General features: G+C 62.9%; 22 protein-coding genes. 14 read left to right on the top strand and 8 right to left on the bottom strand.

Annotated features, from left to right (window positions below; all coding sequences use genetic code 11):
* Nucleotides 1-144: 144 nt before the first annotated feature.
* Nucleotides 145-3,759, top strand: a complete 3,615-nt coding sequence (locus HUTA_RS14295) for an MMPL family transporter (protein WP_015790641.1) — start codon at nt 145-147, stop codon at nt 3,757-3,759.
* A 33-nt stretch (nt 3,760-3,792) separates the two neighbouring features.
* On the opposite strand, the gene glmU is transcribed toward HUTA_RS14295, so the two are convergent.
* Nucleotides 3,793-4,974: a bifunctional sugar-1-phosphate nucleotidylyltransferase/acetyltransferase gene (gene glmU, locus HUTA_RS14290; protein WP_049941369.1), complete on the bottom strand. Its 1,182-nt coding sequence runs from the start codon at nt 4,972-4,974 to the stop codon at nt 3,793-3,795.
* A gap of 428 nt (nt 4,975-5,402) precedes the next feature.
* Here glmU and HUTA_RS15755 point away from each other — a divergent pair, with 428 nt between their 5' ends.
* The 7 genes from HUTA_RS15755 (at nt 5,403) to HUTA_RS14255 (ending at nt 14,266) form a co-directional block, all read left to right on the top strand.
* A complete protein-coding gene (locus HUTA_RS15755; protein ID WP_015790639.1) occupies nt 5,403-7,997 on the top strand; it encodes a peptidoglycan-binding domain-containing protein in 2,595 nt (864 codons plus the stop codon).
* A 157-nt stretch (nt 7,998-8,154) separates the two neighbouring features.
* On the top strand, nt 8,155-8,838 hold the full coding sequence (locus HUTA_RS14280; RefSeq protein WP_015790638.1) for a LiaF transmembrane domain-containing protein: 684 nt from the start codon (nt 8,155-8,157) through the stop codon (nt 8,836-8,838).
* Nucleotides 8,839-9,133: 295 nt separating this feature from the next.
* Nucleotides 9,134-11,227 (top strand): methionine--tRNA ligase, encoded by a 2,094-nt coding sequence (gene metG, locus HUTA_RS14275; protein ID WP_015790637.1) that lies wholly within the window; start codon nt 9,134-9,136, stop codon nt 11,225-11,227.
* Between the two features lie 67 nt (nt 11,228-11,294).
* Complete coding sequence (locus tag HUTA_RS14270) at nt 11,295-11,570, top strand: DUF7312 domain-containing protein (protein WP_015790636.1); 276 nt, start codon at nt 11,295-11,297, stop codon at nt 11,568-11,570.
* Between the two features lie 125 nt (nt 11,571-11,695).
* Nucleotides 11,696-12,325 (top strand): NfeD family protein, encoded by a 630-nt coding sequence (locus tag HUTA_RS14265; protein ID WP_015790635.1) that lies wholly within the window; start codon nt 11,696-11,698, stop codon nt 12,323-12,325.
* Nucleotides 12,326-12,403: 78 nt separating this feature from the next.
* Nucleotides 12,404-13,534, top strand: coding sequence for an SPFH domain-containing protein (locus HUTA_RS14260; protein ID WP_015790634.1), 1,131 nt, complete (start codon nt 12,404-12,406; stop codon nt 13,532-13,534).
* Nucleotides 13,535-13,663: 129 nt separating this feature from the next.
* Nucleotides 13,664-14,266, top strand: coding sequence for a winged helix-turn-helix transcriptional regulator (locus HUTA_RS14255; RefSeq protein WP_015790633.1), 603 nt, complete (start codon nt 13,664-13,666; stop codon nt 14,264-14,266).
* Nucleotides 14,267-14,290: 24 nt separating this feature from the next.
* Here HUTA_RS14255 and HUTA_RS14250 read toward each other — a convergent pair whose 3' ends face one another.
* From HUTA_RS14250 to HUTA_RS14235, 4 genes are all read right to left on the bottom strand, one after another.
* Nucleotides 14,291-14,539 carry a DUF7123 family protein gene (locus tag HUTA_RS14250; protein WP_015790632.1) on the bottom strand — a complete coding sequence of 83 codons (249 nt, stop codon included), beginning with the start codon at nt 14,537-14,539 and terminating at the stop codon, nt 14,291-14,293.
* A 153-nt stretch (nt 14,540-14,692) separates the two neighbouring features.
* On the bottom strand, nt 14,693-15,091 hold the full coding sequence (locus HUTA_RS14245; RefSeq protein WP_015790631.1) for a TRAM domain-containing protein: 399 nt from the start codon (nt 15,089-15,091) through the stop codon (nt 14,693-14,695).
* Nucleotides 15,092-15,160: 69 nt separating this feature from the next.
* The gene (locus HUTA_RS14240) at nt 15,161-15,817 is read right to left on the bottom strand and encodes a YkgJ family cysteine cluster protein (RefSeq protein WP_015790630.1); all 657 of its coding nucleotides are present in this window, start codon (nt 15,815-15,817) and stop codon (nt 15,161-15,163) included.
* Nucleotides 15,818-15,905: 88 nt separating this feature from the next.
* Nucleotides 15,906-16,184: a helix-turn-helix domain-containing protein gene (locus HUTA_RS14235; RefSeq protein WP_015790629.1), complete on the bottom strand. Its 279-nt coding sequence runs from the start codon at nt 16,182-16,184 to the stop codon at nt 15,906-15,908.
* A 142-nt stretch (nt 16,185-16,326) separates the two neighbouring features.
* Between HUTA_RS14235 and HUTA_RS14230 the strand changes: the two genes are divergently transcribed.
* Both HUTA_RS14230 and HUTA_RS14225 read left to right on the top strand, forming a co-directional pair.
* On the top strand, nt 16,327-17,031 hold the full coding sequence (locus HUTA_RS14230; protein WP_015790628.1) for a class I SAM-dependent methyltransferase: 705 nt from the start codon (nt 16,327-16,329) through the stop codon (nt 17,029-17,031).
* A 70-nt stretch (nt 17,032-17,101) separates the two neighbouring features.
* Entirely contained in the window at nt 17,102-18,004 is a 903-nt protein-coding gene (locus HUTA_RS14225; RefSeq protein WP_015790627.1) for a glycosyltransferase family 2 protein, read from the top strand.
* Here the strand turns inward: HUTA_RS14225 and HUTA_RS14220 are convergent, their stop codons facing one another.
* Complete coding sequence (locus tag HUTA_RS14220) at nt 18,005-18,814, bottom strand: amidohydrolase family protein (protein WP_049941368.1); 810 nt, start codon at nt 18,812-18,814, stop codon at nt 18,005-18,007. It abuts the gene before it with no gap.
* A gap of 318 nt (nt 18,815-19,132) precedes the next feature.
* On the opposite strand from HUTA_RS14220, the gene thsA reads away from it, so the two are divergent.
* The 3 genes from thsA to HUTA_RS14205 all read left to right on the top strand — a co-directional run bounded on the left by thsA (nt 19,133) and on the right by HUTA_RS14205 (nt 21,832).
* On the top strand, nt 19,133-20,686 hold the full coding sequence (gene thsA / locus HUTA_RS14215; RefSeq protein ID WP_049941367.1) for a thermosome subunit alpha: 1,554 nt from the start codon (nt 19,133-19,135) through the stop codon (nt 20,684-20,686).
* 113 nt (nt 20,687-20,799) lie between these two features.
* Nucleotides 20,800-21,240, top strand: a complete 441-nt coding sequence (locus tag HUTA_RS14210) for a hypothetical protein (RefSeq protein WP_015790624.1) — start codon at nt 20,800-20,802, stop codon at nt 21,238-21,240.
* Nucleotides 21,241-21,361: 121 nt separating this feature from the next.
* A complete protein-coding gene (locus HUTA_RS14205; RefSeq protein WP_015790623.1) occupies nt 21,362-21,832 on the top strand; it encodes a carotenoid biosynthesis protein in 471 nt (156 codons plus the stop codon).
* A gap of 33 nt (nt 21,833-21,865) precedes the next feature.
* On the opposite strand, the gene HUTA_RS14200 is transcribed toward HUTA_RS14205, so the two are convergent.
* Together HUTA_RS14200 and HUTA_RS14195 are read right to left on the bottom strand one after the other, a co-directional pair.
* A complete protein-coding gene (locus tag HUTA_RS14200) occupies nt 21,866-22,645 on the bottom strand; it encodes an SAM hydrolase/SAM-dependent halogenase family protein (protein WP_015790622.1) in 780 nt (259 codons plus the stop codon).
* 63 nt (nt 22,646-22,708) lie between these two features.
* Nucleotides 22,709-23,266, bottom strand: a complete 558-nt coding sequence (locus tag HUTA_RS14195; protein ID WP_015790621.1) for a nicotinamide-nucleotide adenylyltransferase — start codon at nt 23,264-23,266, stop codon at nt 22,709-22,711.
* A 171-nt stretch (nt 23,267-23,437) separates the two neighbouring features.
* On the opposite strand from HUTA_RS14195, the gene lonB reads away from it, so the two are divergent.
* Nucleotides 23,438-25,573, top strand: a complete 2,136-nt coding sequence (gene lonB / locus HUTA_RS14190) for an ATP-dependent protease LonB (protein ID WP_015790620.1) — start codon at nt 23,438-23,440, stop codon at nt 25,571-25,573.
* The last annotated feature ends 2 nt before the right edge of the window (nt 25,574-25,575 follow it).

Below are 25,575 nucleotides of genomic sequence, written 5' to 3'. Positions count from 1 at the left end.
AAGCCCAAATTGTCGATCCAGCCGATCGCCGAACCGGCGATATTTGAACGAACATTCAGTAAATTCCGGAAAGCCTATAACCGACTCGGCCGGAACAGCGGTACAACGAATGACCGGTTTCAGATTTCGCTTTGGAGGGACACAATGAGTCTGACGGACAGGGTCGTCGACGCGATCACCGACCACACGAAGGCAGCGATCGCGGTGATGCTCGTTCTGACTGTGCTTATCGGGGCGGGGGCCGCTGAAGTCGAGCAGACGTCCTCGCTCGACCAGTTCCAGTCAGACACACCAGAAGCGGAGGATCTCGATTACATCGAGCGAAACTTCTCAACAGGACCGGACAACACGACCACCGCGCAGATCATCGTTCGTGGTGAGAACGTCCTCAGCAACAGTACACTGATCGAGACGCTAGAGTATCAACAAACACTCAAGGACAATTCGACTGTCGGTCCAACCCTGTCCGGAGCGTCGCCGACAGCCGGCGTCGCTAACGCGATCGCGACGGCGGCGATCCAGCGCGAGCGCGGGGCCGAGTTACAGGCCACGCTCGCTGAATTCCAGACGCTGAACGCGACCGTCCAGGAGCAACGGCAACAACTTCAGGCCGAACGTACCGCGCTCCAGCAAAACCGGACCGAGTTCAATCAGTCGCGCCGCCAACTCGAAACACGGGCCCAGCGGCTTAATGCTACGGCCGAGAGCCTCCAAAGCGCGCTCACAACACTCCGCCAGGACCCGTCGGCGAGTGTCCGCGATCAGTTCGATGCCGTCGCACAGAACACACCGGTCACGCTCAACGAGACGCACTACGTCACCTTCCGGACAGCGGCTCAGAACCTCCGGAATGCAACCGACCAGGAGTCCATTCAGGCCGCTTACGAACTCGGCACCCGGGGCGTGCTTTCGGCGCAATATCAGGCCCTCGGTGAACGAGAGCAGTCCCTCCGTGCCTGGGGAGAGGCACTCCAGCAACGGGGAACCGCCTTACAAGAGCAAGGTGCGTCACTTCGTCAGCAAGGAGAACGCCTCGAGGAACTCGGCGCGCAACTCCAGGAACAGCGTGCAGCCCTCGAGAACGTCTCCGCGATCAGCCTCGACGAACAGATCGCCCAACTGCAGTCGATGAACGCCACCGAGCTCGAATCGACGATCGAACTCGTCCTTGGTGGCGAGAACGGCGGCGGGAACGGCGTCCTGGGGCTCATGTCCTCGGAGTACGAGCAGGGATCGACGACCGCCGAGGCGACGATGCTGCTGGTCACCCAGCGGACCGACAGCGCTGTCGCGCCCGGCGGGACTGTCTCCGACCGGATCGTCGACTCCCAGCTTGCGATGCAGGACCTCGGTGGGGACTTCGACGAGGAGTATCTGGTCTTCGGGAGCGGGTTGATCACCGACGAGATCAACCGCTCGATGACCGACAGCATGCTGATCGTCGGTCCGCTCGCGCTGATCTTCGTTCTGGCAGCGCTGGCGATCGGGTACCGTGACATTCTCGACATCGTACTCGGTCTATTCGGTATCGGTGCGGTCCTGATCTGGACGTTCGGGTTCATGGGCTGGGCCGACATCAGCTTCAACCAGATCTTCATCGCCGTGCCCGTACTGTTGATCGGGCTCTCGATCGACTACGCGATCCACATCTTCATGCGCCATCGCGAGCGACGCAACGACGCGGACCGCGGTCCACGCGAGGCGATGCGGGTCGCTCTCGGCGGCGTCGGGGTCGCGCTCACGCTGGTGACCGCGACGACAGTCATCGGCTTCCTCTCGAACCTGACGAGCCCGGTCCCCCCGATTCAGGACTTCGGTATCGTGAGCTCCGTCGGAATCGTGGCTGCGCTGTTGGTCTTTGGCGTGTTGATCCCGGCGCTCAAAGTCGAACTCGACGAGGTTCTCGAAGGCTTCGGGATCGACCGCCGCAAGCGAGCGATCGGAACCGGTGGCGGCCGACTCAGTCAACTACTCAAAGTCGGATCGATCGGCGCACGGAAGGCCCCGTACATCATTATCGTCCTCGCCGTGTTGCTCTCGGTCGGCGGTGCCTACGCAGGGACACAGGTCGACACGAGCTTTGCTCAGGAAGACTTCCTCGCCGAGGATCCACCGGGATGGATGGAAGAGCTTCCCGAGCCGTTCAAACCCGGTGAATACACCGCAAAGAACAATCTCCAGTACGTCAACGACCGATTCGTCCGGGAAGACTCACAGGCCCAGTTGCTGATACGCGATGATGTCGCGACAGCCGACGGGACTGAACAACTGGCCGAGGCACGTGAGACGATCGCCGAGAAGGACGTCACTCAGAAACTCCCCGGCGGTCAACCCGATGTGCAGTCACCGCTGTCGGTAATAGAGGCCGTTGCCGCCCAAAACGAGACGTTCAATGCGACGTTATCCGCTGCGGACACCGACAATGACCGCGTCCCGGACGAGAACGTCGCCGGCGTCTACGATACGCTCTATGACGTCGCCCCCCAGCAGGCCCAGGCAGTCCTCTATCGGGACGACGGGGAGTACGCGGCTGCCCGGATCGTCGTGACGATACAGGGGACCGCATCGAGTACTGACGTGACCGACCAGATGCGGTCGGTCGCTGATTCGCTCTCGGCAAACGGGTTGGAAACGTCGGCGACGGGTCAGACGATCATCTTCGAAATCGTCCAGAATCAGCTCCTGGAGACGGTGATCCAGAGTCTGTTGATCACGCTCGTGGCCGTCTTCGCGTTCCTGATGGTCGTCTATCGGATCAGTGATGGCAGTGCGACCCTCGGGTTCGTGACGCTGCTCCCGGTCGTCCTCAGCGTGGCGTGGATCCTCGGGACGATGTACGCCTTCGGCATCCCTTTCAACGTGATGACGGGGATGATCACGAGCCTGACTGTCGGGCTCGGGGTCGCCTACAGTATCCACCTCAGCGAACGATACAACCAGGAGCTCGAAGAAACCGGTTCGGCCTTCGAAGCGCTTGATCGGGCAGTCACCGGGACCGGCGGGGCACTGCTGGGTAGTGCCGCAACGACAGTCGGTGGGTTTGGCGTCCTCGTGTTCGCCATCCTGCCGCCGCTCCAGCAGTTCGGGCTGATCACCGGCCTGACGATCATCTATGCGTTCCTCGCGAGCGTCCTCGTCCTCCCGAGCCTGCTCGTGGTCTGGACGCGCCTGTTCGGCCCCGAAGACGTGTTCGGCGGCGGCGAGTCGTCGGACGACGCTGACGATGCTGACGGCGACAGCGGGACGATGGACACGGCCGATACCGACCCAGCGAGTGCCAGCCGCACACTCGCACCCAGCCACCAGGCTCCGGGCGGGACCGTCGCAGTGACACTCAGTGTCGACAACCCGGCCGATCGACTCGCCGTACGGGAGCGATTGCCCGGCAGCGAGCTCGCAGTGTACTCCGTGACACCCGAGCCGACGGAGTTCGTCGGGCAAGGTTCGACGCTGTTTTTGGCCTTCGAGGGCGTCGAGGACCGGATCGTTATCGAATACGACGCGACGATCGCCGCGGACACCACCGACGGGAGCACGCTGTCGTTCGACGGGACGGTGTTCGTCGATGGCGAAACCATCCCGATCGACGGGCCTGATTCCGTCACAGTGGAGACTGACATCGTCGAGCGTGTGGTATCCAGGGACGAGGTCTCCGACGACGACCTTCGCCTCGCCGCCGATCACTTCGCGACCGGCCAGCTCACCGACGCTGAGTTCGAAGCCGTCTGTGAGCGGTGGGTCGAGACGGATCCAGCGTGAGACACTCGCCGGCGCGAGTGATCAGCGGGTCTCTCACCGATCGCGACGCACGCGCTCGCCGGGTTCGGTGACCGTCCCGCCCGACAGCGTGACGCCAGGCTCCAGGCTCGTGTTGATGCCGGTTTTGACGCCGTCGCCGACGACGACGCCGAACTTGCGCCGTCCCGTCGAGATCCGATCGCCTTTGACTGTCAGGTGAACGGTCGCACCGTCGTGGCGAAGATTGGCGACGTTCGTCCCGGCCCCGAAGTTGACGTCCTGGCCGAGGACGCTGTCGCCGACGTAGGAGAGATGCGGAACGTTCGTCCCGCGGCGGATCACGCTGTTTTTGATCTCGACGCCGTTGCCGACGTGAACGTCCGCTCCCAGAAAGGTCCCCCCGCGAAGGTACGCGTTCGGGCCGACCGACGCACCGCGACTGACGTACACTGGCCCTTCGATCACGACGCCCGGTTCGATGGTCGCGCCGGCCTCGACGACGACCGTCCCCCGCAGTTCCGCGTCGTCGCTGACGGTCCCGTCGACCGTCCCATCGAGTTCCGCAAGCAGGGTCTCGTTGGCTTCGAGCAGCTCCCATGGGCGGCCCACGTCTCGCCAGCGTGAGAGGGGCACCGGCGTCACCTCGTGGGCGTCGATCACCTGGGCGACGACGTCCGTGATCTCGTACTCGCCGCGTTCACTTTCGGGGACGTCGAGCCAGTCGATCGCCGCTTCCGGGAAGACGTACGCGCCGGTGTTCGCGTACGTCGTGGGCGGATCCGCCGGTTTCTCGACGATGTCGGTGACGATGCCGTCTGTGATCGACACGACACCGTAGTTCGATGGATCGTCGACCTCGTAGGTCGCCAGTGAGGGAGCGCTTTCGAACAGTTGTTCGACCGCTGCGGGATCATAGAGGTTGTCGCCGTTCAACACCGCGAACGCGCCGTCGAGTTCCGGGCGTGCGGCCCGGACGGCGTCCGCGGTGCCCGCCTGTTCCGCCTGGACGGCGAACGTGACTGGCACATCGCGATACGTATCGCCGAAGAACGACCGGACTGCCTCGGCCTCGTAGCCCACGACGACGACGAGTTCCGACGCACCGGCGTCCACGGCCGCGTCCGCCACGTGTGCGACTAATGGACGACCGGCGACGGGTAGCATCGGCTTCGGCGTCGACTCCGTCAGCGGCCCCATCCGAGTCCCCTGCCCGGCGGCGAGAATGACTGTCTGCATGGTCGATCTGTTCACCGGCCAACCATTAACAGTGTCGTCTTGCACAGCTCGGACGCCGACAGGGATGAGCGGAATAGTCATCATCTCGGCAAGAGGGGAGACGTCATGAACCGCCGGGAGCGGTTTTGCCTTCCACATCGGCTTAACAGACGACTCCGGCGTGTGACTGATCGGACACCGTGTTTTCCATGGGGCTCTCGATGCGTCCCAACCGCGTGGTACTCAATGACGTACCGTCTCCCGTTTCGTGATCGTGGGGGTGAAAACTAATTAGTCATATATGAAAATTATATATTCCGTTATGGTCAATATTCCTGAATATTTTAGTAGCCGCCTTCCGTTGCTGTGTCTCAGGCGCGGGTTAGTGGGCTCGGGTGTCAGTATCGGACGGTCACTGGAGACCATGACTGCGCCGCCGGAGAACACCAATGCATCTCACACTCGGTGCGGACGGCGAAGCGGTACAGCAACTCCAGGAACTGCTCGCGGAGCGCGGGTACGACGTCGGCGAGATCGACGGCGAGTACGGCCGCCGGACGAGGGATGCCGTGGCCTCGTTCCAGCGCGAACAAGGATTGGAACCGACGGGATCGGTCGGGCCGGACACCGCCGAGGAACTTGACCTCGATGTCGACTTCGACATGCCGGCGGTGCCGCCGGAACGCGCGAAGTACAAGCAGTTGCTCGCCGAGAACCCTAACTACTTCGGCAACCACCCGGAGCTGGAGTACGAACCAGTCCTCGACATCACCAGCAACACCGATTTCGAGGAACTAACCTACGTGGGGTACGATCCCGCCGCCGAGCAACTTGAAGCAGTTGTCTCGGTCAAACGTGACCACGGGTACGGGGGCGACCTCTGTACTGACGGGTCCGTCGAGTTCGTCCGATTTTTCATCGACCGCGAGCGCAACGGTGACTGGGAGAACCTCGGCGTCGGCTCGACCCGGGTCCACGACCTGCCGGGACCCAAGCCGGTCGCGTATACAGTCACGCTCGAACTCGACGAGGACGAACAGCCCTGCGGGGAGCCATATCTCCCGCGGATCCGAGCGGTGTTGAGCTGGAACAGCAAGCCGAAGGACAAACCCGAGAAGCTCCCCGTGTGGGGTAACCGGCTGGATGCCGACATCCAGATCGAACCTCAGTGGCCGACCATCCCTGACCTCGTCGACACTGCGCTCCCCGAATCGGTCATCGACGGGATCGACGCGGGCGAAGGGGACCCGGTCGATCCACCACAGCTGAGTCCGTCCCAGTCACTGCTCACGTACCAGAACACCAGCGTCCCGCCTCATCGCGGCGGATTCACCGCGTTCAAGTCCGTCGTACGTGAGCCCGCGACCGCCGGCCTTGATCTCACCACGTCGGCGCTGCAACCCGGGGACATCTCCCTCTCGGATCCCGTCCCTGATCCGATCCCGATACCCGATCCGGAGCCCGAACCGGTTCCGATTCCCGAGCCAGAACCCGACCCCATTCCGATACCCGACCCTGAACCAGTCCCCGAGGTTCCCATCGACATCCCGCCGGAACTCGACATCGAGATCGGCGAGGTTCTGGAAAACCTCGACGAAACGTTCGAGAACACGGGTTACGAAGAGCTCGGCTGTGTTGGCTATCGATCCGGGCTACTCACGGGCGTGTTCACCGTCAAGCGGCCGGCCGGGTACTCCGGTGGGCTCTGTACGCAGGGAAGCACCGAATACGTCGCGTTCTGGGAGAAGGATGTCTCGGGCGGGACCTGGAACTACCTCGGGACCGGCTCGGTCAACGTCTATGACATCCCCTCGATTCCGGGCGACGGTCTCCAGTATGCGGTCCACCTGCCCGTCGATCTCAGTCATCATCGACAGCCATGTCACGACGGGCCGAGCCTGGTTCGTATTCGCGCCGTGCTCTCCTGGGAGGACAAGCCGCCAAAGAGCAACCCCAACTTCGCACCGACCTGGGGCAACCACCACGAGACGATCGTCCAGGTTTCCCCCGGTGCCGAGGCGATCGAGGAAGGCCGGCTCGCTGTCGGCAGTGTCGGGAACATCTTCCCCGCGGACGTCAAACAGACGCCGCCAGACGCCGACGACACCGGGACCGCTACCGGCCAGGCCGTCATGGGCGGGTTCCAGGCCAAACAGGCACCCTTCGGCGGGTTGGTGACGATCACCGGCCGGCCGATGGACGGAATCGACCCGGACGCCAGCGGAGCCGATGCCCTCAAGTACCGGGTGTCGGTGCGGCCCTACAAACCGGGTGTTAGCGACGCCGCCAACCCCTGGAAACGGGTCTCCAACGAGTTCACCGTCCGGAGTTACGACGCCCCCCGAATCAACAGGCGGATGCAGGTCGACAGTGACGGCTTCTATACGTACGTGCCGAAGGTGATCAACGACGTCCTCGCGAAGTGGTACACCAGCGACGACGGTCTCTACGAACTGAAGGTCGAGGCAAAGCGGGGTGACGGCGATCCGGTCCACACCGATGTCGTGTTCGAGCCGGACGGCACGACCGACCGGAAGATGCTCATCCGGTTAGACAACACCGACCCCACGGCCTCGATCTCGATAACGGGCGTCAAGTCCGGGTCCACATCGGGGGGCAAGGCCGGCGACTGTGGCTTCTTCAAGGTCGGAAACACCATCGAGGGAACGTTCAGGGCCGACGACAAGCGTCTGAAAGGGTATTCTTTCGACCTTGACCCCGACGAAGAAGCCGACGATGCCAGCGTCGAAGAGACATCGGGAACGAAAGTACTGGACCGTGGCGGCGGCGACGGGACCTGGGAACTCAAAACAGACTGGGAGAATGGCACGGTCGGCCGGATGAACCCCTGTGGGTACACCGTTAGCATGACCGTCTACGACAATACGATCGTCAACAATCACTACGGCGGCCATCACTCGGGTGACTCCGAAGGCTTCTGTCTCCTCGCGGCCAACCAGAAGATTGTGACTGGGGATGATGAGGACGACGATGGGAACGGCTCCGGAAGTGACTCGGACGAGGACAGTTCGAACGACGGGTAAGCGCGGGCGTCCTCGCCCACTGCTCGTTGCGACCGACGGTCCCCCTGCGGCCGGCAGGATCCCGACGAACGGTGGTCACCCCCGTTCGGAGCCAGATGCCGGATCCCACACCCCCGCGCGAGGTAGGTTTATACGGTCTGGCTGTGATCTATCCGGCATGAAACGCCGCAACCTCACGAGTCAGGTCGTTTTCGGTGCGATCGTGATCGTCGTCGGTCTCGCGTTGCTGGTCGAGACGACAGACGTCTACGACGCGGAAATCCTCCTGCAATACGTGCCGTCGTTGTTCGTCCTCCTCGGAGTGTACGCCCTCGTCGTCAGTGGCTTCCGGAACCTCTTTGGCCCGATCGCCGTCATCGTCGTGGCCGCCGCCTGGCAACTGGTCACGCTTGAGTACGTCCAGGCCGAAGCGATCACGGAGCTTTGGCCCCTGCTCGTCGTGGCCTTCGGTCTCTCGCTCATCATCAACCACTATCGATCACGATCGCAGTCACGGGAGATATCCGACGCATCCATCAGTGCGATCGGCGTCTTCGGCGGCAGCGGGCAGCGCTCGACGGCGGCCGCCTTCGAGAGCGCGGATCTGACCGCGATATTCGGCGGCGTCGAACTCGACCTCCGGGATGCGGGCATCGAGGATCGGCCGGCGACGATCAACGCGACGGCGATGTTCGGTGGCTGTGAGATCGCCGTCCCGCCCGAGTGGAACGTCCGGATAGATGTCCTGCCGATCTTCGGTGGTGCTGAGGACGAACGCAAGCGCCGCGAGCGCAATCACGACGAGATCGATCTTGTCGTGACCGGGTTCGCCGCGTTCGGTGGCGTCAGCGTTACGGATTGAGCAACGTTTTTGTCTCTGCGTGCGAATCCACGCGTGTGATCCGAGACTCGCCCACCTGTTGTATGCGTATGCTGCGTCCCTAGCGCCGGGTGAACCCTTCTCGCCGTGGTGGATTCATGATCCGATCCCGGGGCCGTCCCGGGCGGCGCGATCCGGGAATGCCCGGCGGTCGATCGTCTCGACTCCTTCCGTTCGTCGAAAGTAACGACGCATGAATACACTCACAGTCGAAATCTATCGATACCGATGACCCCAAACCATCGCGTTAATGAGTCCACTGGAGGTACACCGTAGCATGAGTCACGACGAATTCCCGACGGAGAATCCCGCAGTGGTGACCTGCGGGTTGCCATACGCCAACGGCGATCTGCACATCGGTCACCTGCGAACCTACGTCGGCGGCGACGTGTTGACCCGTTCCCTGGAGAAACTCGGCCAGCAGACGGCCTTCGTCTCCGGGTCGGACATGCACGGGACGCCGATTGCAGTCCAGGCCATCGAGGACGACATCGACCCCGAAGCGTTCGCCCTGGAGTACCACGAACAGTACGAGGAGACGTTTCCGGAGTTCGACGTCGACTTCGACAACTACGGCCACACCCACCAGGAGACCAACCGGGAGTTGACCCACGAGATCGTCGAGGCCCTGGAGGCGGCGGGCTACGTCGACGAACAGGAGATCAAGGTCGCCTGGGATCCCGAAGACGACCAGCCCCTGCCTGATCGCTACGTGGTGGGAACCTGCCCCTACTGTGGCGAGACCGCCCGCGGTGACGAGTGTGACGAGGGCTGTGGTCGCCACCTCGAACCTGGCGAGATCGAGGATCCCGTTTCGAAGATCTCCGGCAACCCCGCGGAGTACCGCGAGCGCACGCACAAGTTCTTCGAAGTCTCGAAACTCGCCGACTATCTCTCTGGGTTCCTCGACCGACTGGAGGGGACCGCCAACGCGAAAAATCAGCCCCGCCAGTGGATCGAAGAGGGGCTCCAGGACTGGTGTATCACTCGGGACATGGACTGGGGATTCGACTATCCGGAGGTTGACGACACGGGCGACGACACTGCCGAAGACCTCGTCCTGTACGTCTGGGTCGACGCGCCGATCGAGTACATCGCCTCGACGAAGCAGTACACCGACCGTGTCGGTCCCGAGGCCTACGACTGGGCCGAAACCTGGAAAGAGAGCGGGGAGATCATCCACGTCATCGGACGGGACATCATCCAGCATCACACGATCTTCTGGCCCGCGATGCTCCACGTCGCCGAGTTCAACGAGCCACGCGCCGTCGTCGCCAGCGGGTTCATGAGTCTGGACGGTGATGCCTTCTCGACGAGCCGCAACCGCGCGATCTGGGCGCGGGAGTACCTCGATGAGGGCTTCCATCCGGATCTCCTCCGGTACTACCTCACGACCGTCGGCGGGTTCCAGGACGACATCGACTTTTCGTGGGATCGCTTCCGCGAGCGCGTCAACGGCGAACTCGTCGGGACGGTCGGCAACTTCGCCTACCGGTCGCTGCTCTTTGCCGACCGCAACTACGGTGGCACGCCCGACGCCGATCTCTCACCGGATGTCGAGGACCGCATCGAGGACGCAATCGAGGACTTCGAGGCCGGCGTCAACGACTATTCGATCCGGAAAGCAACCCAGGCCGCCGTCGAGCTGGCGAGCTTCGGCAACGAGTACATCCAGCGCCACGAACCGTGGAATCTGGACGACGACGAAGCGGCACCGATCATCCGCGACTGCGTCCAGATCGCCAAGGCCGTCGCCGTCTTGCTCCAGCCGACGACACCCGACACGTCCCGGCGTCTCTGGGCACAACTCGACGAGGACGGGTCGATCGCGGACGTGACCCTCGATGCCGCGCTCGAATCGCCGCCTGCCGAGTTCGGCGAACCGACGGAGCTCTTCGAGAAGATTCCCGCTGAACGCGTCGAAGCGCTCAACGAGAAGCTCGAAGCCCGCGTCGCGGAGGCGACCGACAGCGACGACGCAGACGGCGAAACCGAAAGCGACGACTCCGAGGAGGCCGAAACCGCGGACATGGACCTCGAACCGCTCGCCGCGGATCGGATCGGCTTCGATGATTTCCAGGAGTTAGACATTCGCGTCGGGAAAATCGTCGACGCGGAACCCATCAAGGACAGTGACGACCTCGTCCGCCTGGACGTCGATATCGGCCTCGAAACGCGGCAAGTCGTCGCCGGAATCAAGCAACTCCACGACGTCGAAACGCTCCCGGGGACGCGCGTCGTCCTGCTTGCGAACATGGAGAAAGCCGAGCTGTTCGGCTACGAGTCAAACGGTATGGTGCTCGCCGCCAGCGAGGAGGCCGATCTGTTGACGACACACGAGGATGCACCGCTCGGATCGAAGATCAAGTAACGGCATCGTTGATCGGCACCCCGATCACGGACCGAGCACTTTAGACGCCTGATCCGGTAGGAGATGTATGGCTGACGACGAGTGGGGCGACGACCGGACCGAGTGGGGAACTGATCCCACGGACGGACCAGATACCGAGAGAGCAGACGAAGACGACGCGGCGACCGACAGCGAGTGGCGGTTCTCACTTGCGGATCTAGAGGACGACGAGGAGGGAGACAACGCCGATGGGCTCTCGCTGTATGGCGAGGTCAAAGCCGGTTCACCCTCGGCGGAGCACGCGGTGTTCGTCGCCCTTGGTTTCGCCCTGGGACTGATCGCCATCTGGCAGTTACTCCCCTGACCGTCGTGGCTGTCTCGTCCCAGTGAGAATCACCGTTCACGGCGACCAAGAGATCGAAAGTACGGTCGTTTTCTCACCGAACAGGTGACCGAACTGTTAACCCGGTTCAGGTCTAACTCGCCCGCATGGTAACCGTCCTGGGTGCTGACCTCTCGCTGCTGTTGCTGTTAGTGGGGGCGTTACTCGTCATCGGCGAAGCGTTCGCGCCAGGTGCACACTTCATTGTCCTCGGAATCGCGCTGCTGGTCGCGGGTCTCGTGGGACTTGCCTTGCCGCCGTCGCTCGGCATTTTCGCGGTCGTCATCATGGCCGGTCTCGTACTGGGTGTCGGGAGCATGGCACTGTACGCCTATCGCCAGTTCGACTTCTACGGTGGGAAAGGGACCGGCCGGACGAGCGATTCGGACTCGCTGAAAGGAAAAACCGGCCGGGTGACCGAGCGCGTCACCGGGACCGGAGGCGAGGTCAAACTCGACAGCGGTGGATTCAACCCGCATTATCAGGCGCGGGCGTTCGACGAGGACATTCCCGAAGGTGAAGAAGTCATGGTGGTGGATCCGGGCGGTGGCAACGTGGTCACCGTCGAATCCATGGCAACGTTGAGTACCGACGATATCGAAGCGGAACTCGACCGTGGCCGCGAGGAAACCGACGAGACACACGCAGACGACGCAGAATCGCCGACCCGCGAGACATCAGACGGGGGCGTCGGGGAGCCAACAGGCGAGTTCGATCACGAAACGGAGTCTGCCTGAAGACCGGCTCTGCCGGACGGGCCGAGTTTCCAACACTAGCCCAACACTTTTGTTGTGTTCCTGCCAACGCAAATGCGTATGCTCGGAACTATCCCGCTACAACTGGGGGGTGCAGAACTGTTCCCCATCGTCGCCCTCGTATTGTTGGCGATCGCCGTGGTGACCGTCTGGCAGATGGTGGTCATCACCGACGCCACGGAGAAGAAAGCCCTCACCGTCCTCGGAGAGTATCGAAAGCTGCTCGAACCCGGGATCGCGTTCGTCCCGCCGTTCGTTTCCGCGACCCACACGTTCGACATGCGGACACAGACGTTGGACGTGCCACGACAGGAGGCGATCACGCGTGACAACTCGCCGGTGACCGCCGACGCCGTCGTCTACATCAAGGTGATGGACGCAAAGAAGGCCTACCTCGAAGTCGACAACTACAAGCGCGCCGTCTCGAACCTCGCACAGACGACACTCCGTGCGGTGCTTGGCGACATGGAACTCGACGACACGCTCAACAAGCGCCAGGAGATCAACGCCAAGATCCGCAAGGAACTCGACGAACCCACCGACGAGTGGGGGATTCGCGTCGAGAGTGTGGAAGTTCGGGAAGTCAACCCGAGCAAAGACGTCCAACAGGCCATGGAGCAACAGACCTCCGCCGAGCGCCGTCGCCGTGCCATGATCCTCGAGGCGCAGGGTGAGCGTCGTTCCGCCGTCGAGGAGGCCCAGGGTGAGAAGCAATCGAACATCATCCGCGCCCAGGGTGAAAAGCAGAGCCAGATCCTCGAAGCACAGGGTGACGCCATCTCGACCGTGTTGCGCGCCAAATCCGCCGAAGCGATGGGCGAGCGCGCGGTCATCGAGCGTGGCATGGAGACCTTAGAGGAGATCGGCAAGGGCGAGTCGACGAAGTTCGTCCTGCCCCAGGAACTGACGTCGCTCGTCGGCCGGTACGGCAAGCACCTTACCGGCAGTGACGTCCAGACGGACGGCGAATCGGCCCTCGAAGGCCTCGACTTCGACGACGAGACCCGCGAGATGCTCGGCCTCGACGACATCGAGAAGATCCTCGGCCAGATCGACCAGGAGGCCGAGGTCGACGTCGCGGAGATGGAAGAGCAGGCCCAGGCGGTCAAATCCGGCAAGGAGACGGCCGATATCAGAGACCCCGACGAGGTCATCGAGGAGATGGACAACGAGTTCAACACGGACGAGTAATCCGGAGACTGTTCGACCCCGGTTTTCTGCGACACGCCGGTTTCGTGCCGTTGCACGGAAGCAATTGCGCCATCGTGTAATAGAAAAATAACGAAGCCGTTTTGTAACTCGGTACCATTGGCTTGGACAATGCCAGGGGATGGTGTCGACGAGAGCAAGCGCGCGACGCTCCGTCGGTTCGCCGCATTGGGGGCTGCCAGTCCACTCGTTCGACTGGCAGATTCAAGTAGCGACAGCACCGCGCCAGGGGCGATCGCCGGCTATCTCTCGGCGACCCCGGGGGCGCACTTCTCGAAACTCCGCGACGACCTCCAGTTGGGAACCGGGGAAACACAACATCACCTCCGAACGCTGTTACAGGAGGACGCGATCGAGAGCCAGCGAGACGGCGAGTATCGACGGTTTTTTCCGGCAGATCGGTTCAGCGAATTCGAACGAACGGCACTCGGCTATCTTCGTCGAGACACCGCCCGCGGGATGATCGTCGAACTCCTCAGGGATCCGAGCGCGACGGCCAAGGAACTGGCCGACCGACTCGACGTCTCGAACCCGACAATCAGCAAACACGCGACACAGCTAGAGGAAGCCGGCCTGCTCACCAGGGAAAGCGGGTACGGGCTTCGACAGCCCGAAACGTTGTTGATGCTGGTGGTCAGGTACGCCGAATCCTTCGGCGAGAACGCGATCGAGTTCGCCGCCGAGGCTGACGAACACGTCGCCTACGACGGGTGAGGAGAATCAGTCGACGGAGACGTGCTACGCGTCGACCATCCACGTCGTCGAGGACGAATAGCCCCACTTTTCGACAGTCAGATCGTATTCGCCCTCCTGGAGGGCAGCCATGTTCGTCCCGACTTCTTTCGCCGAGAGGCCGAGTTCCTCGCCGATGAGCCGGGATTTGAAGTAGGTCTGCTCGTCAGCGTTGGCTCGCAGATATTTGAGTATCCGACGCTGCTTCTTCGAGAGCGGGCCGTCGTCCTGGGTCGCCGCCGCACTCGTGCTCATGTTTCGATGATGGAACGAGACGGATATAGGTGGTTTGGTATGGTCGGTTAATCGGCCGCAGTCTCGCGATTATCTCTCAGAAACGGTCACTGGGGCCGCCGGGAGTTGCCCGAACGGCCGGGAAATGGTACGACCGGGAAAAGACGCCGTCGTTCAGATGTCTTCTTCGATGATCTCGCCCACCGCGAAGTTCGATTTGACTTCGGAGACTTCGACCTTGACGCGGTCGTTGATCTCCGCGCCGGGCACGATGATGACGTAGCCCCGCTCGACCCGAGCGATACCGTCGCCCTGTTTGCCGATGTCTTCGATCTCGACGTAGCGGATCTCGCCGGTCTCGACCGGCGGCTGTGGCTCGTTCGGGACGCTGTCGGTGCTCGGTTGCTCGTCTGTCGATTCCTCATCGCCCGAGATGAGCGCGATCCGATAGGTTTCGCCGGGCTCGATCGACCCCGTTTCGATTTCCCGTCGCGGTACTTCGACGACGTACCGGTCGTCCTCAGCAGTGACGTCCGCACTGAACAGACAGAGGAGTTTCTCTGAGATTTCCAAGGTTAAACCACCGTTCCGGGCGTCGAAGGCCACCCTAAAGAACTTATCGACCGCCATCCGAGTCAGACGCTACTCCCGGATCCGTGTACCGTCTGGGCGCTTCTGTCCTTCCGAATCGTGAACCACGATGCCGTCGATATCCGTCGGCTCGTAGTTGTCGCGAACCCCGATAGCTTCCTGCAGCTCCCGAACGGCGCGTCGCTTGAGTGTTTCAGCGAGTTCGATCGCGTCCGCCCGTGAGATGTCGCGTCCCAGCCCCTCACATTCGTGAGCCTGGACTGCCCCTTCACGATCGACGACCTCACCCATCGGTGCGCTCAGTTCAGCCCCGTCGTCCTCGATCGCCAGGCTAAACGGGTACGTGCGACAGATGAGCGGCCGGCGTTCGTAGATCGAACACGCCTCGCCTTCCCGGTCGTAGAACGTACAGTCCCCACACGCGTCGGTCGCGAGTGCCCACTCGAACGTCTCGCCGGTTGCCGGTCCGTCGTCCGGCTCAGTGAGTCCGAACGGCATCGGGCGAGCGACGTCCCGCCAGTCGTACTCGTCCCCGTCCTGAATCGTCCTGATCTCGTCCGGGAAGACCGTCGCCGTATGGTCCGCCTCGTCGGTGCCGCGACAGCAATGTCCACAGCGGGTACACTCAAAACCGATCGACTCGATCGCGTCCGCGATGGCGGCGACATCGAGGGCACGGGCGGCTGCGAGCTCGGCTTCGAGATCCATGGACTGGCTACCGTGGCGTGGGCAAAAAGGCCATCGAGGTATGCACCGAAGGAATCGACCAGCAACTACCGTCTCACGCGGTCGACAGTCACTCGGTCGTCAGGTAGTACACTTGCTTGCGGGCGTCGCGGTAGCTATATCGCGAGGAGACGAGATCGGCATCTTCCAGCCGGTTGAGTGCGTACCGAACCGTTCGATCCGGAAGCAGCGACTCGGTGGCGAGTTGGCCCTGGGAGAGTGGCTGGTCCGTCTCGAGTACCTTCGCGATCAGTTTCGCACTCGGCGGCAACTCACGAAGTCGTTCACGAAACTCCCCCTTCGTGAGAATGATCTCCGTCCGCGACCCGTCTTCGATGGTTGTGCTCATATATTACCGGAGTCGGAAGCAACTGATAAGTATTGGCTATATGGAGAATATGATTCCTAATATTGGATGGGATGTCCTTATATCACCGGTCACGGATGGATCCAATACCGTTTTAATCACCCCGTGGTGAACAAGTGATAGCGTGAAAGGACAGGAGTGGTACCAGGCCGACGAGATCGCCGAGGCCTACGAGGAGAAGCGATTTTCCGGTGGGGGTCGACTCATCGACCGCCGGGAGAAACAGGCGGTACTGAACGCCATCGGGCCGGTCGAAGATTCGCGCGTCCTCGAGATCGCCTGCGGGACCGGCCGGTTCACGGTAATGTTGGCCGAGCGAGGCGCGGACGTGGTCGGTCTCGACATCTCCTCGGCGATGCTCAAGCAGGGCCGCGAGAAGGCTCGCTCCGCGGGGGTACAGTCCCATCTGGAATTCATGCGGGGCGATGCCGGGCGGCTGCCCTTCCCTGACGACCACTTCGATGCCGTCATCGCGATGCGGTTTTTCCATCTCGCGGACACGCCGGCATCGTATCTCGCAGAGATGCGACGCGTCTCGAAGGAAGTCGTGTTCTTCGATACGTTCAATCGCTTTAGCACCCGGTCGATCTACAACTGGGCGTTGCCCATGGGGTCGCGGTTGTATTCCCGGTGGGAAGTCAACCGGCTACTCGGGGAAGCCGACCTCGAACTGGTCGACGCGACGCATGATTTCGTCTTTCCGTACGGACTGTATCGAGCGATCCCCGACAGTCTGGCCTCGGCGTTCAGGACAGTCGACCAGTCAGTCGGTCGGGTTCCGGGTGGCGGGCGGCTCTCATCGGTCTCGTACTGGCACTGTCAGGGATGAAATAACTCTCAATTGTCAGTGGCGGACGATCTCGCGACGTTTTTAGTTACCCGAATCCCTATAGACGTATATGGAACTCTCGGTAGTCGTCCCGACGCTCAACGGACGAGAGCAACTCGCCCGCACGCTCGACTCCGTCAGCGAACACGTCGCCGGGACCGAGGTGATCGTCGTGAACGGCCCTTCGGCGGATGGGACAACCGGGATGGTCCGCGATCGGGAAGACGTCGACGTGCTCGTCGAGATCGCGGATCGACCGACGAACGCGGCACGCAACGCGGGGATCGATCATGCGACGGGGGACGCGATCGCGTTCGTCAATCAGGGATCGGCCGTGACCGACGAGTGGGAACGGGCGATCCGGGCGGGCCTCAGGGAAGCCCCGATCGTGACCGGGCCCACACACCGGCGCGTGCGGGCCGGCAAAACGACCGAGTGCACGGAGGCCCAAACGGTGGCCGGACGGACAGTCACCTACGTCAATCCCGACAACGTGGTGCTGACACAGCGCGTTCTCACAGATCTGGACGGCTTCGACGAGTACCTGACAGTCGACGACGCGCGCGACCTCTCCCACCGGGCAGCCGGGATGAATCGGGCAGTCTCCTGGCGGTCCGACATGGCTGTCGAGCGGCCGATGGGTGCTGACGGCGGCACGACTGAGACGGACTGGAACCGGGAGTATCGATCAGTCGCGTATCGCCTGGCCAAAAACTACGGGCTCCGGCCGGCCGTGATCGCAAGTATCACCCAACGTGCCCTGTCGGACGCCAGAAGTGCACTGAGGGATGTTTTTGCCGGAGAGAAACCGGCTACCGACTGGTTCAGTTCGGGTCGCGGCGTGGTGGCTGGGGTTCCAGTCGGGTTCAAAGACGGTCTCGCCGCCAGAGCCCGTGATCGGAGCGATCGCCGGAATCCACGTGGCCAGTCGACCAGACGGAATCGAGCGGTAGCAGTCTACGACTCCCGGTGACTACGGGGCGAGTGCGTCGATCACGCGACCCGGATTGTTCGAGAAGGCTTTTCGCATTGCGTCCTCCGGAACGTCGAGCGTGAGGATCTCCATGATCGCCACGCTCGGGTGGGCACTGGGTGCGCCGCTGCCGAAGAGAATCCGATCCGGATGTTCCCGGAGTGCGCGTTCGAGGGGCTCCCGAAATCTGACAAAGCTCGTATCGAGGTACAGATCGTCGTATGCCCCAAGGAGGTCGATCGTCCGATCCATCCGTTCACGGTCGAGGGGATACCCACCGAAGTGGGCGACGATCGTCGGAACGTCGGCGGTCGCCAGTGTCCGCTCGATCGCTTTCGGCCCAAACTCCTCGCCACCGTGGACGAGCACCGGGAGTCCCACCGACTCGAGCGCGTCGATGACGGCTTCGTCGGGAAGGCCATCCTTCGCCGGATGCAGTTTGAACCCGACGAAGCGGTCGTCGTAGGCGAACTGTTCGATCTCGCCGGGTGCCGTATGGTCCTCGTTACGGCTGGCGGTCAGGTTCCGGAGTCGCGCGCCCGTGCCACTATCGGGGTCACGGGGGCCGCTGAGGCGAGCCAGCGCGACGAACGGCCGGCCCACGCTCATACGGGCGATCGCGTTGTTGGCCTTCAGATACGATCCCTCGCGCGCACTCGGATAGACGAGCGATCGGACGATCCCGGCCTGGTGCATCTCCCGTTCGAGACGTTCAGGCGTTCCTGGCCCGTCTCCCGACCGCTGGTCGGCCTCGGGTTCGAGGCGGACGTGCGTATCGACGACCCTGAACCCGTGCTCCAACTCCAGCATCGAACGAACCATCGAGTGGTCTTCCTATTAAATCACCGCTCCGGGTACTGACTTCCACATTGACAGAACCAAGCTACCAGCCAGGCAGAAAGACACTGGACAGTCGTTGCGTGGATCGGTGGCCTCCCGGTCTCAGTTCCGGAACAACCGACGACCGCCGTGACTGATCGATCTGTCTGCCTGCGGAAGTTTCCCGTGGTGGCCGACCGGGTATCTCCCCGCATCGGAGCACCGCCGACAGCTTAGTAACATTTATATAGAACCGCAAACGACGGATAAAGTGAGGCTACACATATGTCACAATCCGGTCAGCAGCGCATGGGTGGATCGCCCATGTTCATTCTCAGCGAGGACTCTCAGCGGACACAGGGAGACGACGCACAGAGTTCGAACATCTCCGCGGGCAAGGCCATCAGCGAGGCCGTACGGACGACGCTTGGCCCACGCGGGATGGACAAGATGCTCGTCGCGGACGGCGACGTCGTCATCACCAACGACGGCGCGACGATCCTGGACGAGATGGAGATCGAGCATCCGGCAGCCAACATGCTCGTCGAAGTCGCCCAGACCCAGGAAGAGGAGGTCGGCGACGGCACGACGACTGCCTCCGTGCTGGCGGGCGAACTCCTGAGCAAGGCCGAGGAGTTACTCGACGACGACGTTCATCCGACGACGATCGTCGAAGGATATCACGAGGCGTCCTCGCTCGCCCGCGAGGCGATCGACGACCTCGTCCTCGACGGCGATCTCGACGCCGAGGACCTGATCACGGTCGCCGAATCGAGCATGACGGGCAAGGGGACAGGCGACGTCGCTGCCGGCCCGCTCGCGGAAACGGTCGTCGAGGCCGTCGACCACGTCCGGACGGACGATGGCAGTGTCGACCGCGACAGTATCACGATCAACGCACAGGTCGGCTCGAGTTCCAGCGCGACGGACCTGATCGAGGGCGTCATCGTCGACGAGGAACCAGTCCACGACAATATGCCGCGGTCAGTCGAGGACGCGTCGATCGCAGTAATCGACGGCGATCTCGACCTCAAGGAAAGCAACATCGACGCCGAGTACAACGTCAACAACGTCGACCAGCTCAACGCCGCGATCGAATCCGAGGAAGCGGAACTCCGGGAACGCGCCCAGCATGTTGTCGACCTCGGGGCCGACGTGCTGTTCGCCAGCGGTGACATCGAGGACCGGGTCGCCTCCTACCTCGCCAAGGACGGCGTCCTGGCGATCGACGACGTCTCCGACCTCGGCGCGATCATCAACGCGACGGGCGCGAGTCGTGCCTCCTCGGTCGAGGACCTCGAAGCCGACGAACTCGGCAACGCCGAGTCCATCTCGGTCCGGTCCTACGGCGACGACGACCTCACCTTCATCGAGGGCGGGACTGCCGCGAAGGCGGTCACGATCTTCGCCCGTGGTGGTACCGAACACGTCGTCGACGAACTCGAGCGATCGATCCGGGACGCACTCGACGTCGTCACGGCCGCGATCGAACGCGGCGGTGTCGTCCCCGGTGCCGGTGCAACGGAGATCGTCATCGCCGATCACGTTCGCGACCACGCGGCCGGCGTCGAAGGCCGCAAACAGCTCGCCGTCGAAGCCTTCGCCGACGCCGTCGACGTCCTCCCACGGACGCTCGCGAGCAACACGGGCATGGATCCCATCGACGCGCTGGTGGATCTCCGGGCCGCCTACGAAAACGGCACGCTCTCGGGCGTCCTGTCGTCCGGGCAAAGCGGCGATATCGCCGATCCCCTCGAGGCAGGCGTCCTCGACCCCGCCGCAGTCAAGCGTGAAGCGGTCGACAGCGCGACCGAAGCCGCGACCATGATCGTCCGCATCGACGACGTCATCGCCGCGAACTGATCAGAGAGTCCAGCGGTATTCTTGGGTCTCCACGATTTCGGCTACCGAGCAACGATCCGTCGATATTCGGACGGCAACGGAGGGTTTTTCGGCACGCATTGGTTTGAAGCGGTATGCGCCGCCGTGAGTTCCTCGCCGTCGCCGGGACGACCCTGTTCGCCGGGTGCACCAGCCTCTCGTCGATCGACGAGTCGACACCCGTCTCGTCCTTTCCGCCCGCGACGGACGTCTGGCACGTCACGCCACCGTATCCCTTCCGGTTCGACGGTGAAGTGACCATTCTGGAAGGCGAGCCGATCGGGTGGCTCTTATCGGACATCCACCCGAAGCGCGCCCACGCCTCCGGCGAAATTCTCGACGGTGGACCCGTGAGCATCTACTTCTCCGAGGAGCAAATCAAACGAGCGCGAGTGCCGACATCGACGATCGAAACGGTATCCGCGGAATCGACGTTCGAGGCAACCGTCGAGTACCCCGACGGCGGCGGGTCGATGTTCATCGACGCCGACCAACGGACAACGGTCGATCTACAGGTTGAAATCGAACGAACGTGACCGTCATTTCACAAATGGGGTGCCGGTAGCCTGCAGAAACGCTGCGCTCGTCGACCGCGCGCTCACGGCAAGGCGATCGGGTCACCCGTATCCTTTTTGAACTCGTCTCGGTGGTCGATGCATGCAACAGGCTCGCCTGTTCGTCGCCAACGCCGCCGGTATCGGGGTGGTCGCATTCGTCCACGCCGCGCTCACCTGGCCGGCGCGGGCGACGGTCTCGCTGTTCGCTGGCGGCGCACTCATCGCGTTCGTCGCCGAGATCGCCGTCATCGAATTGGGTTGGCTGGAGCACCACGTCGATCCGCAGATTCGTGGAGTCCCGGTATACGTCCTCCTGAGCTGGACCGGGACGGTCTACGTTGCGTTTCGGCTTGCGTTGCTGGCGACTGATGGCCCGTCTGCAGTCGTATTGGCGGCATTGCTGGCGACGGCCGCCGACGTGAGTAGTGACCATCGCGGTGTCGAACTGGGACTCTGGACGTACACGGACGACGTACCCGGCCCGCGCTTCCGTGCGGTCCCGTGGTGGAATTACGCGGGCTGGGTTGTCGTCAGTTCGGTGACCGCCGCTGTCGCCCTGCCGTTTCTGTAAGTTGATGGCCTATATTGAGTGCCATCACACGAGTCACGTCCATCGCAACCGAATCCGCGACCCTGTCGAGACGCTGAACCGTTCGTCGCCACGCCCCTGGTTGACGGCGAGTTCGACGTTGCCGTGACTGCCGACAGTGACGAGTCGGTTGTCGGCTTCGACCATGGCATACGTCCGCTTGGCCGGTGCCCAGACGCCGTTGACGGTCACGGCCTCGCCGAAGCGTTCAGTGAGAATCTCGCCCGGAACGTTCGTGATCGCGTTGCCGAAGTCATCGACGACCAGGACTTCGCCGTCGGCACCGTCCTCGCGGATCGTGGGGTCGGGGAACGTCAGGCCCTCGTATGCTTCGACGGGCCCGAATCGATCGCCGGCTTCGAACTGGGACCGGCCCGCCTCGTGGATCGTCGCCGCCGCCGGTGCGAACACGTCACGACCGTGAAAGGTGACGCTTTCGGGATCGTCGTATGCGTATTCGAACCCCTCGATCGCATCGGCTTCGGAGTCGGCCGCGTCAGCGAGTTTACGGGCGGCCGGAAGCAGGACACCGTTGTCGGGGCCGACGAGGACGTGCTCACCGGCGCGGATCGCCAGGGCCGCACGGTCTGTGCCGACGCCGGGATCGACCACGACGAGGTGAACCGCCGGCGGGAAGTGTGGCAGCACTTCACGGAGCCAGAATGCGGCCGCCCGGACGTCCTGGCGAGGGAATTCGTGGGAGACGTCGATCAAACGGGCATCAGTTCCGGATGCGAGGACGCCCTTCATCGCTGCTGGATACGGCGTCCCGAAGTCCGAGCTGAGCGTAATCATCACTGGGTCGTAGGGAAGAGCGAATAAAAGGGATCGGGCGTTCCGGGTGTCGCGGGGCCGAGATCAGTCGCTCGGGCGGTCGTTCGTTTTCGCCTCCCAGCGTTCGACGACGTCGGACTGGGAAATCGTTCGGAGGCGCTCGACGCCGTTGCACTCTTCGAGGACTTCGACGACGGCGTCGGGCACCCGGTCGCGCCACTGATCGCCCTCGATGATGCGCTCGCGGATCTCGCTGCCCTCCAGGCGCTCGCGGTCGAACATCCGTGACTGACGGACCTCGATGCCAGCTTCCTCGAACAGCTGGACCACCAGCGGGTTGTTCGAGTACGCGAGATCGAAGTTCGGACACATGCTCTGGACGTGACTGACCCACACGGAGTGCCGATCGAGGTCCTCGATGGGGACGACGTAGGTCGGGAGGTCGAATTCGGCGACGGCCTTGTTGACCATCATGATGCGCTCGCCGGCGGTAAACGGATCGTGGACAGTGTGGGAGTCCCCGGCGCTCCCGATCCCGAGGACGAGTTCATCGACCTCGCCGTCGGCCGCGATACGTTCGACCATCGTGTGATGGCCGTTGTGATAGGGCTGAAAGCGGCCGATGTAGAATCCGCGTGTCATATATCCACTTCCAGGACGTGGCCTTTCATAAACCCGGCGAGTCCTCGCTCGACGGATTTTCACCACTAATCCGTACGCTATCTGTCGGTTTTTCAGCGACCGGCAAACCCGGTCGTGAGGAGAAAGTATATCAATCGACAGTCCCTGGATTCTCGTACTTGACCCGTTAGAATGAGCGAAAACAAGGATACTGCCGACGATGCGCCGCCCGAGCACGAGGAGGCTACCGTCTCGGACGACGGCCAGACGGACGGGTCCGACGCGTCGGCCGAGCGATCGACGGGTGCGTCCAGCATTGGGACGGACGACCGGCCCGTCGAAGAGACCGACGCTGCGGACGTGGCCGAGGAGTCGGATACCGACGACGAAGTGGCCGATCTCGGGAGCGACGTCACACTCGACGACGAGGAGTCCACAGTCGTCGACGACGAAGACGATGTACTAGGTGGATTGAACATCGACTCGACCGAGGATATCGAGGTGCCCGAGCGGTTGGTCGATCAGGTCATCGGGCAGAGTCACGCCCGTGACATCGTCCTGAAGGCGGCCAAACAGCGCCGCCACGTGATGATGATCGGCTCGCCCGGGACGGGCAAGTCGATGCTCGCAAAGGCGATGAGCCAGCTCCTCCCCAAAGAGGACCTCCAGGACGTTCTGGTCTATCACAACCCCGACGACGGCAACGAGCCGAAAGTCCGGACGGTCCCCGCGGGCAAGGGCGAGCAGATCGTCGACGCCCACAAGGAGGAGGCCCGCAAGCGCAACCAGATGCGGTCGTTCCTGATGTGGATCATCATCGCGATCGTGATCGGGTACGCGCTGTTCGCCGGCAATCCGCTGCTGGGCGTGCTCGCAGCGGGCGTCATCTATCTGGCGTTCCGCTACGGGGCGCGTGGTGGCGATTCGATGATCCCGAACCTGCTGATCAACAACGCCAACGAGCAGACCGCGCCCTTCGAGGAGGCGACGGGTGCCCACGCCGGTGCACTGCTCGGCGACGTCCGCCACGACCCCTTCCAGTCCGGCGGCATGGAGACGCCCAGCCACGACCGCGTCGAGGCTGGTGCGATCCACAAGGCCAACAAGGGCGTGCTGTTCGTCGACGAGATCAACACGCTGGACATCCGTTCCCAGCAGAAGCTGATGACCGCAATCCAGGAGGGCGAGTTCTCGATCACTGGCCAGAGCGAACGCTCCTCCGGCGCGATGGTCCAGACCGAACCCGTTCCGACTGACTTCATCATGGTCGCGGCGGGGAACATGGACGCGATGGAGAACATGCACCCGGCGCTTCGCGACCGGATCAAGGGCTACGGGTACGAAGTCTACATGGACGATACCATCGAAGACGACCCGGAGATGCGCCGGAAGTACGCCCGCTTCGTCGCCCAGGAGGTCGAGAAGGACGGGCGGCTCCCGCACTTCACCGAGGACGCCGTCGAGGAGATCATCCTCGAAGCGCGTCGCCGGGCCGGCCGCAAGGAGCACCTCTCGCTGAAACTCCGGAACCTCGGCGGACTCGTCCGTGTCGCCGGCGACATCGCCCGCGCAGCGGACAAGGAGTTCACCGAACGCGAAGACGTGCTGCAGGCCAAGGATCGCTCGCGTTCGATCGAACAACAGCTCGCGGACAACTACATCGAGCGCCGCAAGGACTACAAGATGACCGTCAACGAGGGCAGCGCCGTCGGTCGCGTCAACGGCCTGGCCGTCATGGGCGAGGACAGCGGGATCGTCATGCCCGTCATGGCCGAGGTCGCGCCCTCCCAGGGTCCCGGCGAGGTCATCGCGACCGGAAAGCTCCAGGAGATCGCGATGGAGGCCGTCCAGAACGTCAGCGCGATCATCAAGAAGTTCTCAGACGAGGACATCTCAGAGAAGGACATCCACATCCAGTTCGTCCAGTCCTACGAGGGCGTCGAGGGCGACTCCGCGTCGGTGACGGTCGCGACGGCCGTCATCTCCGCCTTAGAGAACATCCCCGTCGAGCAGAACCTCGCGATGACCGGCTCGCTGTCGGTTCGCGGTGACGTCCTGCCCGTCGGCGGTGTCACCCACAAGATCGAGGCCGCCGCCAAGACCGGCCTCGACACGGTGATCATCCCGAAGGCCAACGAACAGGACGTGATGATCGAGGACGAGTACGAGGACCAGATCGAGATCATCCCCGTCAGCCACCTCTCGGAAGTGCTGGAAGTCGCGCTGGCTGGCGAACCCGAAAAGGACAGCCTGGTCGATCGGCTGAAGTCGATCACCGGCCAGGCACTCGAACGGAAGATCGGCCAGACGAACCCCAGCCTGCAGTAAGC

It is taken from the genome of Halorhabdus utahensis DSM 12940 (genome assembly GCF_000023945.1).
Classification (GTDB): Archaea; Halobacteriota; Halobacteria; order Halobacteriales; family Haloarculaceae; genus Halorhabdus; species Halorhabdus utahensis.
This window is presented reverse-complemented; position numbering and strand designations above follow the sequence as displayed.

Excerpts from the sequence above, each read along its gene's own strand:
- HUTA_RS14295 (WP_015790641.1), top strand. The coding sequence starts at position 145 with ATGAGTCTGACGGACAGGGTCGTCGACGCGATCACCGACCACACGAAG.
- glmU (WP_049941369.1), bottom strand. The coding sequence starts at position 4,974 with ATGCAGACAGTCATTCTCGCCGCCGGGCAGGGGACTCGGATGGGGCCG.
- HUTA_RS15755 (WP_015790639.1), top strand. The coding sequence starts at position 5,403 with ATGCATCTCACACTCGGTGCGGACGGCGAAGCGGTACAGCAACTCCAG.
- HUTA_RS14280 (WP_015790638.1), top strand. The coding sequence starts at position 8,155 with ATGAAACGCCGCAACCTCACGAGTCAGGTCGTTTTCGGTGCGATCGTG.
- metG (WP_015790637.1), top strand. The coding sequence starts at position 9,134 with ATGAGTCACGACGAATTCCCGACGGAGAATCCCGCAGTGGTGACCTGC.
- HUTA_RS14270 (WP_015790636.1), top strand. The coding sequence starts at position 11,295 with ATGGCTGACGACGAGTGGGGCGACGACCGGACCGAGTGGGGAACTGAT.
- HUTA_RS14265 (WP_015790635.1), top strand. The coding sequence starts at position 11,696 with ATGGTAACCGTCCTGGGTGCTGACCTCTCGCTGCTGTTGCTGTTAGTG.
- HUTA_RS14260 (WP_015790634.1), top strand. The coding sequence starts at position 12,404 with ATGCTCGGAACTATCCCGCTACAACTGGGGGGTGCAGAACTGTTCCCC.
- HUTA_RS14255 (WP_015790633.1), top strand. The coding sequence starts at position 13,664 with ATGCCAGGGGATGGTGTCGACGAGAGCAAGCGCGCGACGCTCCGTCGG.
- HUTA_RS14250 (WP_015790632.1), bottom strand. The coding sequence starts at position 14,539 with ATGAGCACGAGTGCGGCGGCGACCCAGGACGACGGCCCGCTCTCGAAG.
- HUTA_RS14240 (WP_015790630.1), bottom strand. The coding sequence starts at position 15,817 with ATGGATCTCGAAGCCGAGCTCGCAGCCGCCCGTGCCCTCGATGTCGCC.
- HUTA_RS14235 (WP_015790629.1), bottom strand. The coding sequence starts at position 16,184 with ATGAGCACAACCATCGAAGACGGGTCGCGGACGGAGATCATTCTCACG.
- HUTA_RS14225 (WP_015790627.1), top strand. The coding sequence starts at position 17,102 with ATGGAACTCTCGGTAGTCGTCCCGACGCTCAACGGACGAGAGCAACTC.
- HUTA_RS14220 (WP_049941368.1), bottom strand. The coding sequence starts at position 18,814 with ATGCTGGAGTTGGAGCACGGGTTCAGGGTCGTCGATACGCACGTCCGC.
- thsA (WP_049941367.1), top strand. The coding sequence starts at position 19,133 with ATGGGTGGATCGCCCATGTTCATTCTCAGCGAGGACTCTCAGCGGACA.
- HUTA_RS14210 (WP_015790624.1), top strand. The coding sequence starts at position 20,800 with ATGCGCCGCCGTGAGTTCCTCGCCGTCGCCGGGACGACCCTGTTCGCC.
- HUTA_RS14205 (WP_015790623.1), top strand. The coding sequence starts at position 21,362 with ATGCAACAGGCTCGCCTGTTCGTCGCCAACGCCGCCGGTATCGGGGTG.
- HUTA_RS14200 (WP_015790622.1), bottom strand. The coding sequence starts at position 22,645 with ATGATTACGCTCAGCTCGGACTTCGGGACGCCGTATCCAGCAGCGATG.
- HUTA_RS14195 (WP_015790621.1), bottom strand. The coding sequence starts at position 23,266 with ATGACACGCGGATTCTACATCGGCCGCTTTCAGCCCTATCACAACGGC.
- lonB (WP_015790620.1), top strand. The coding sequence starts at position 23,438 with ATGAGCGAAAACAAGGATACTGCCGACGATGCGCCGCCCGAGCACGAG.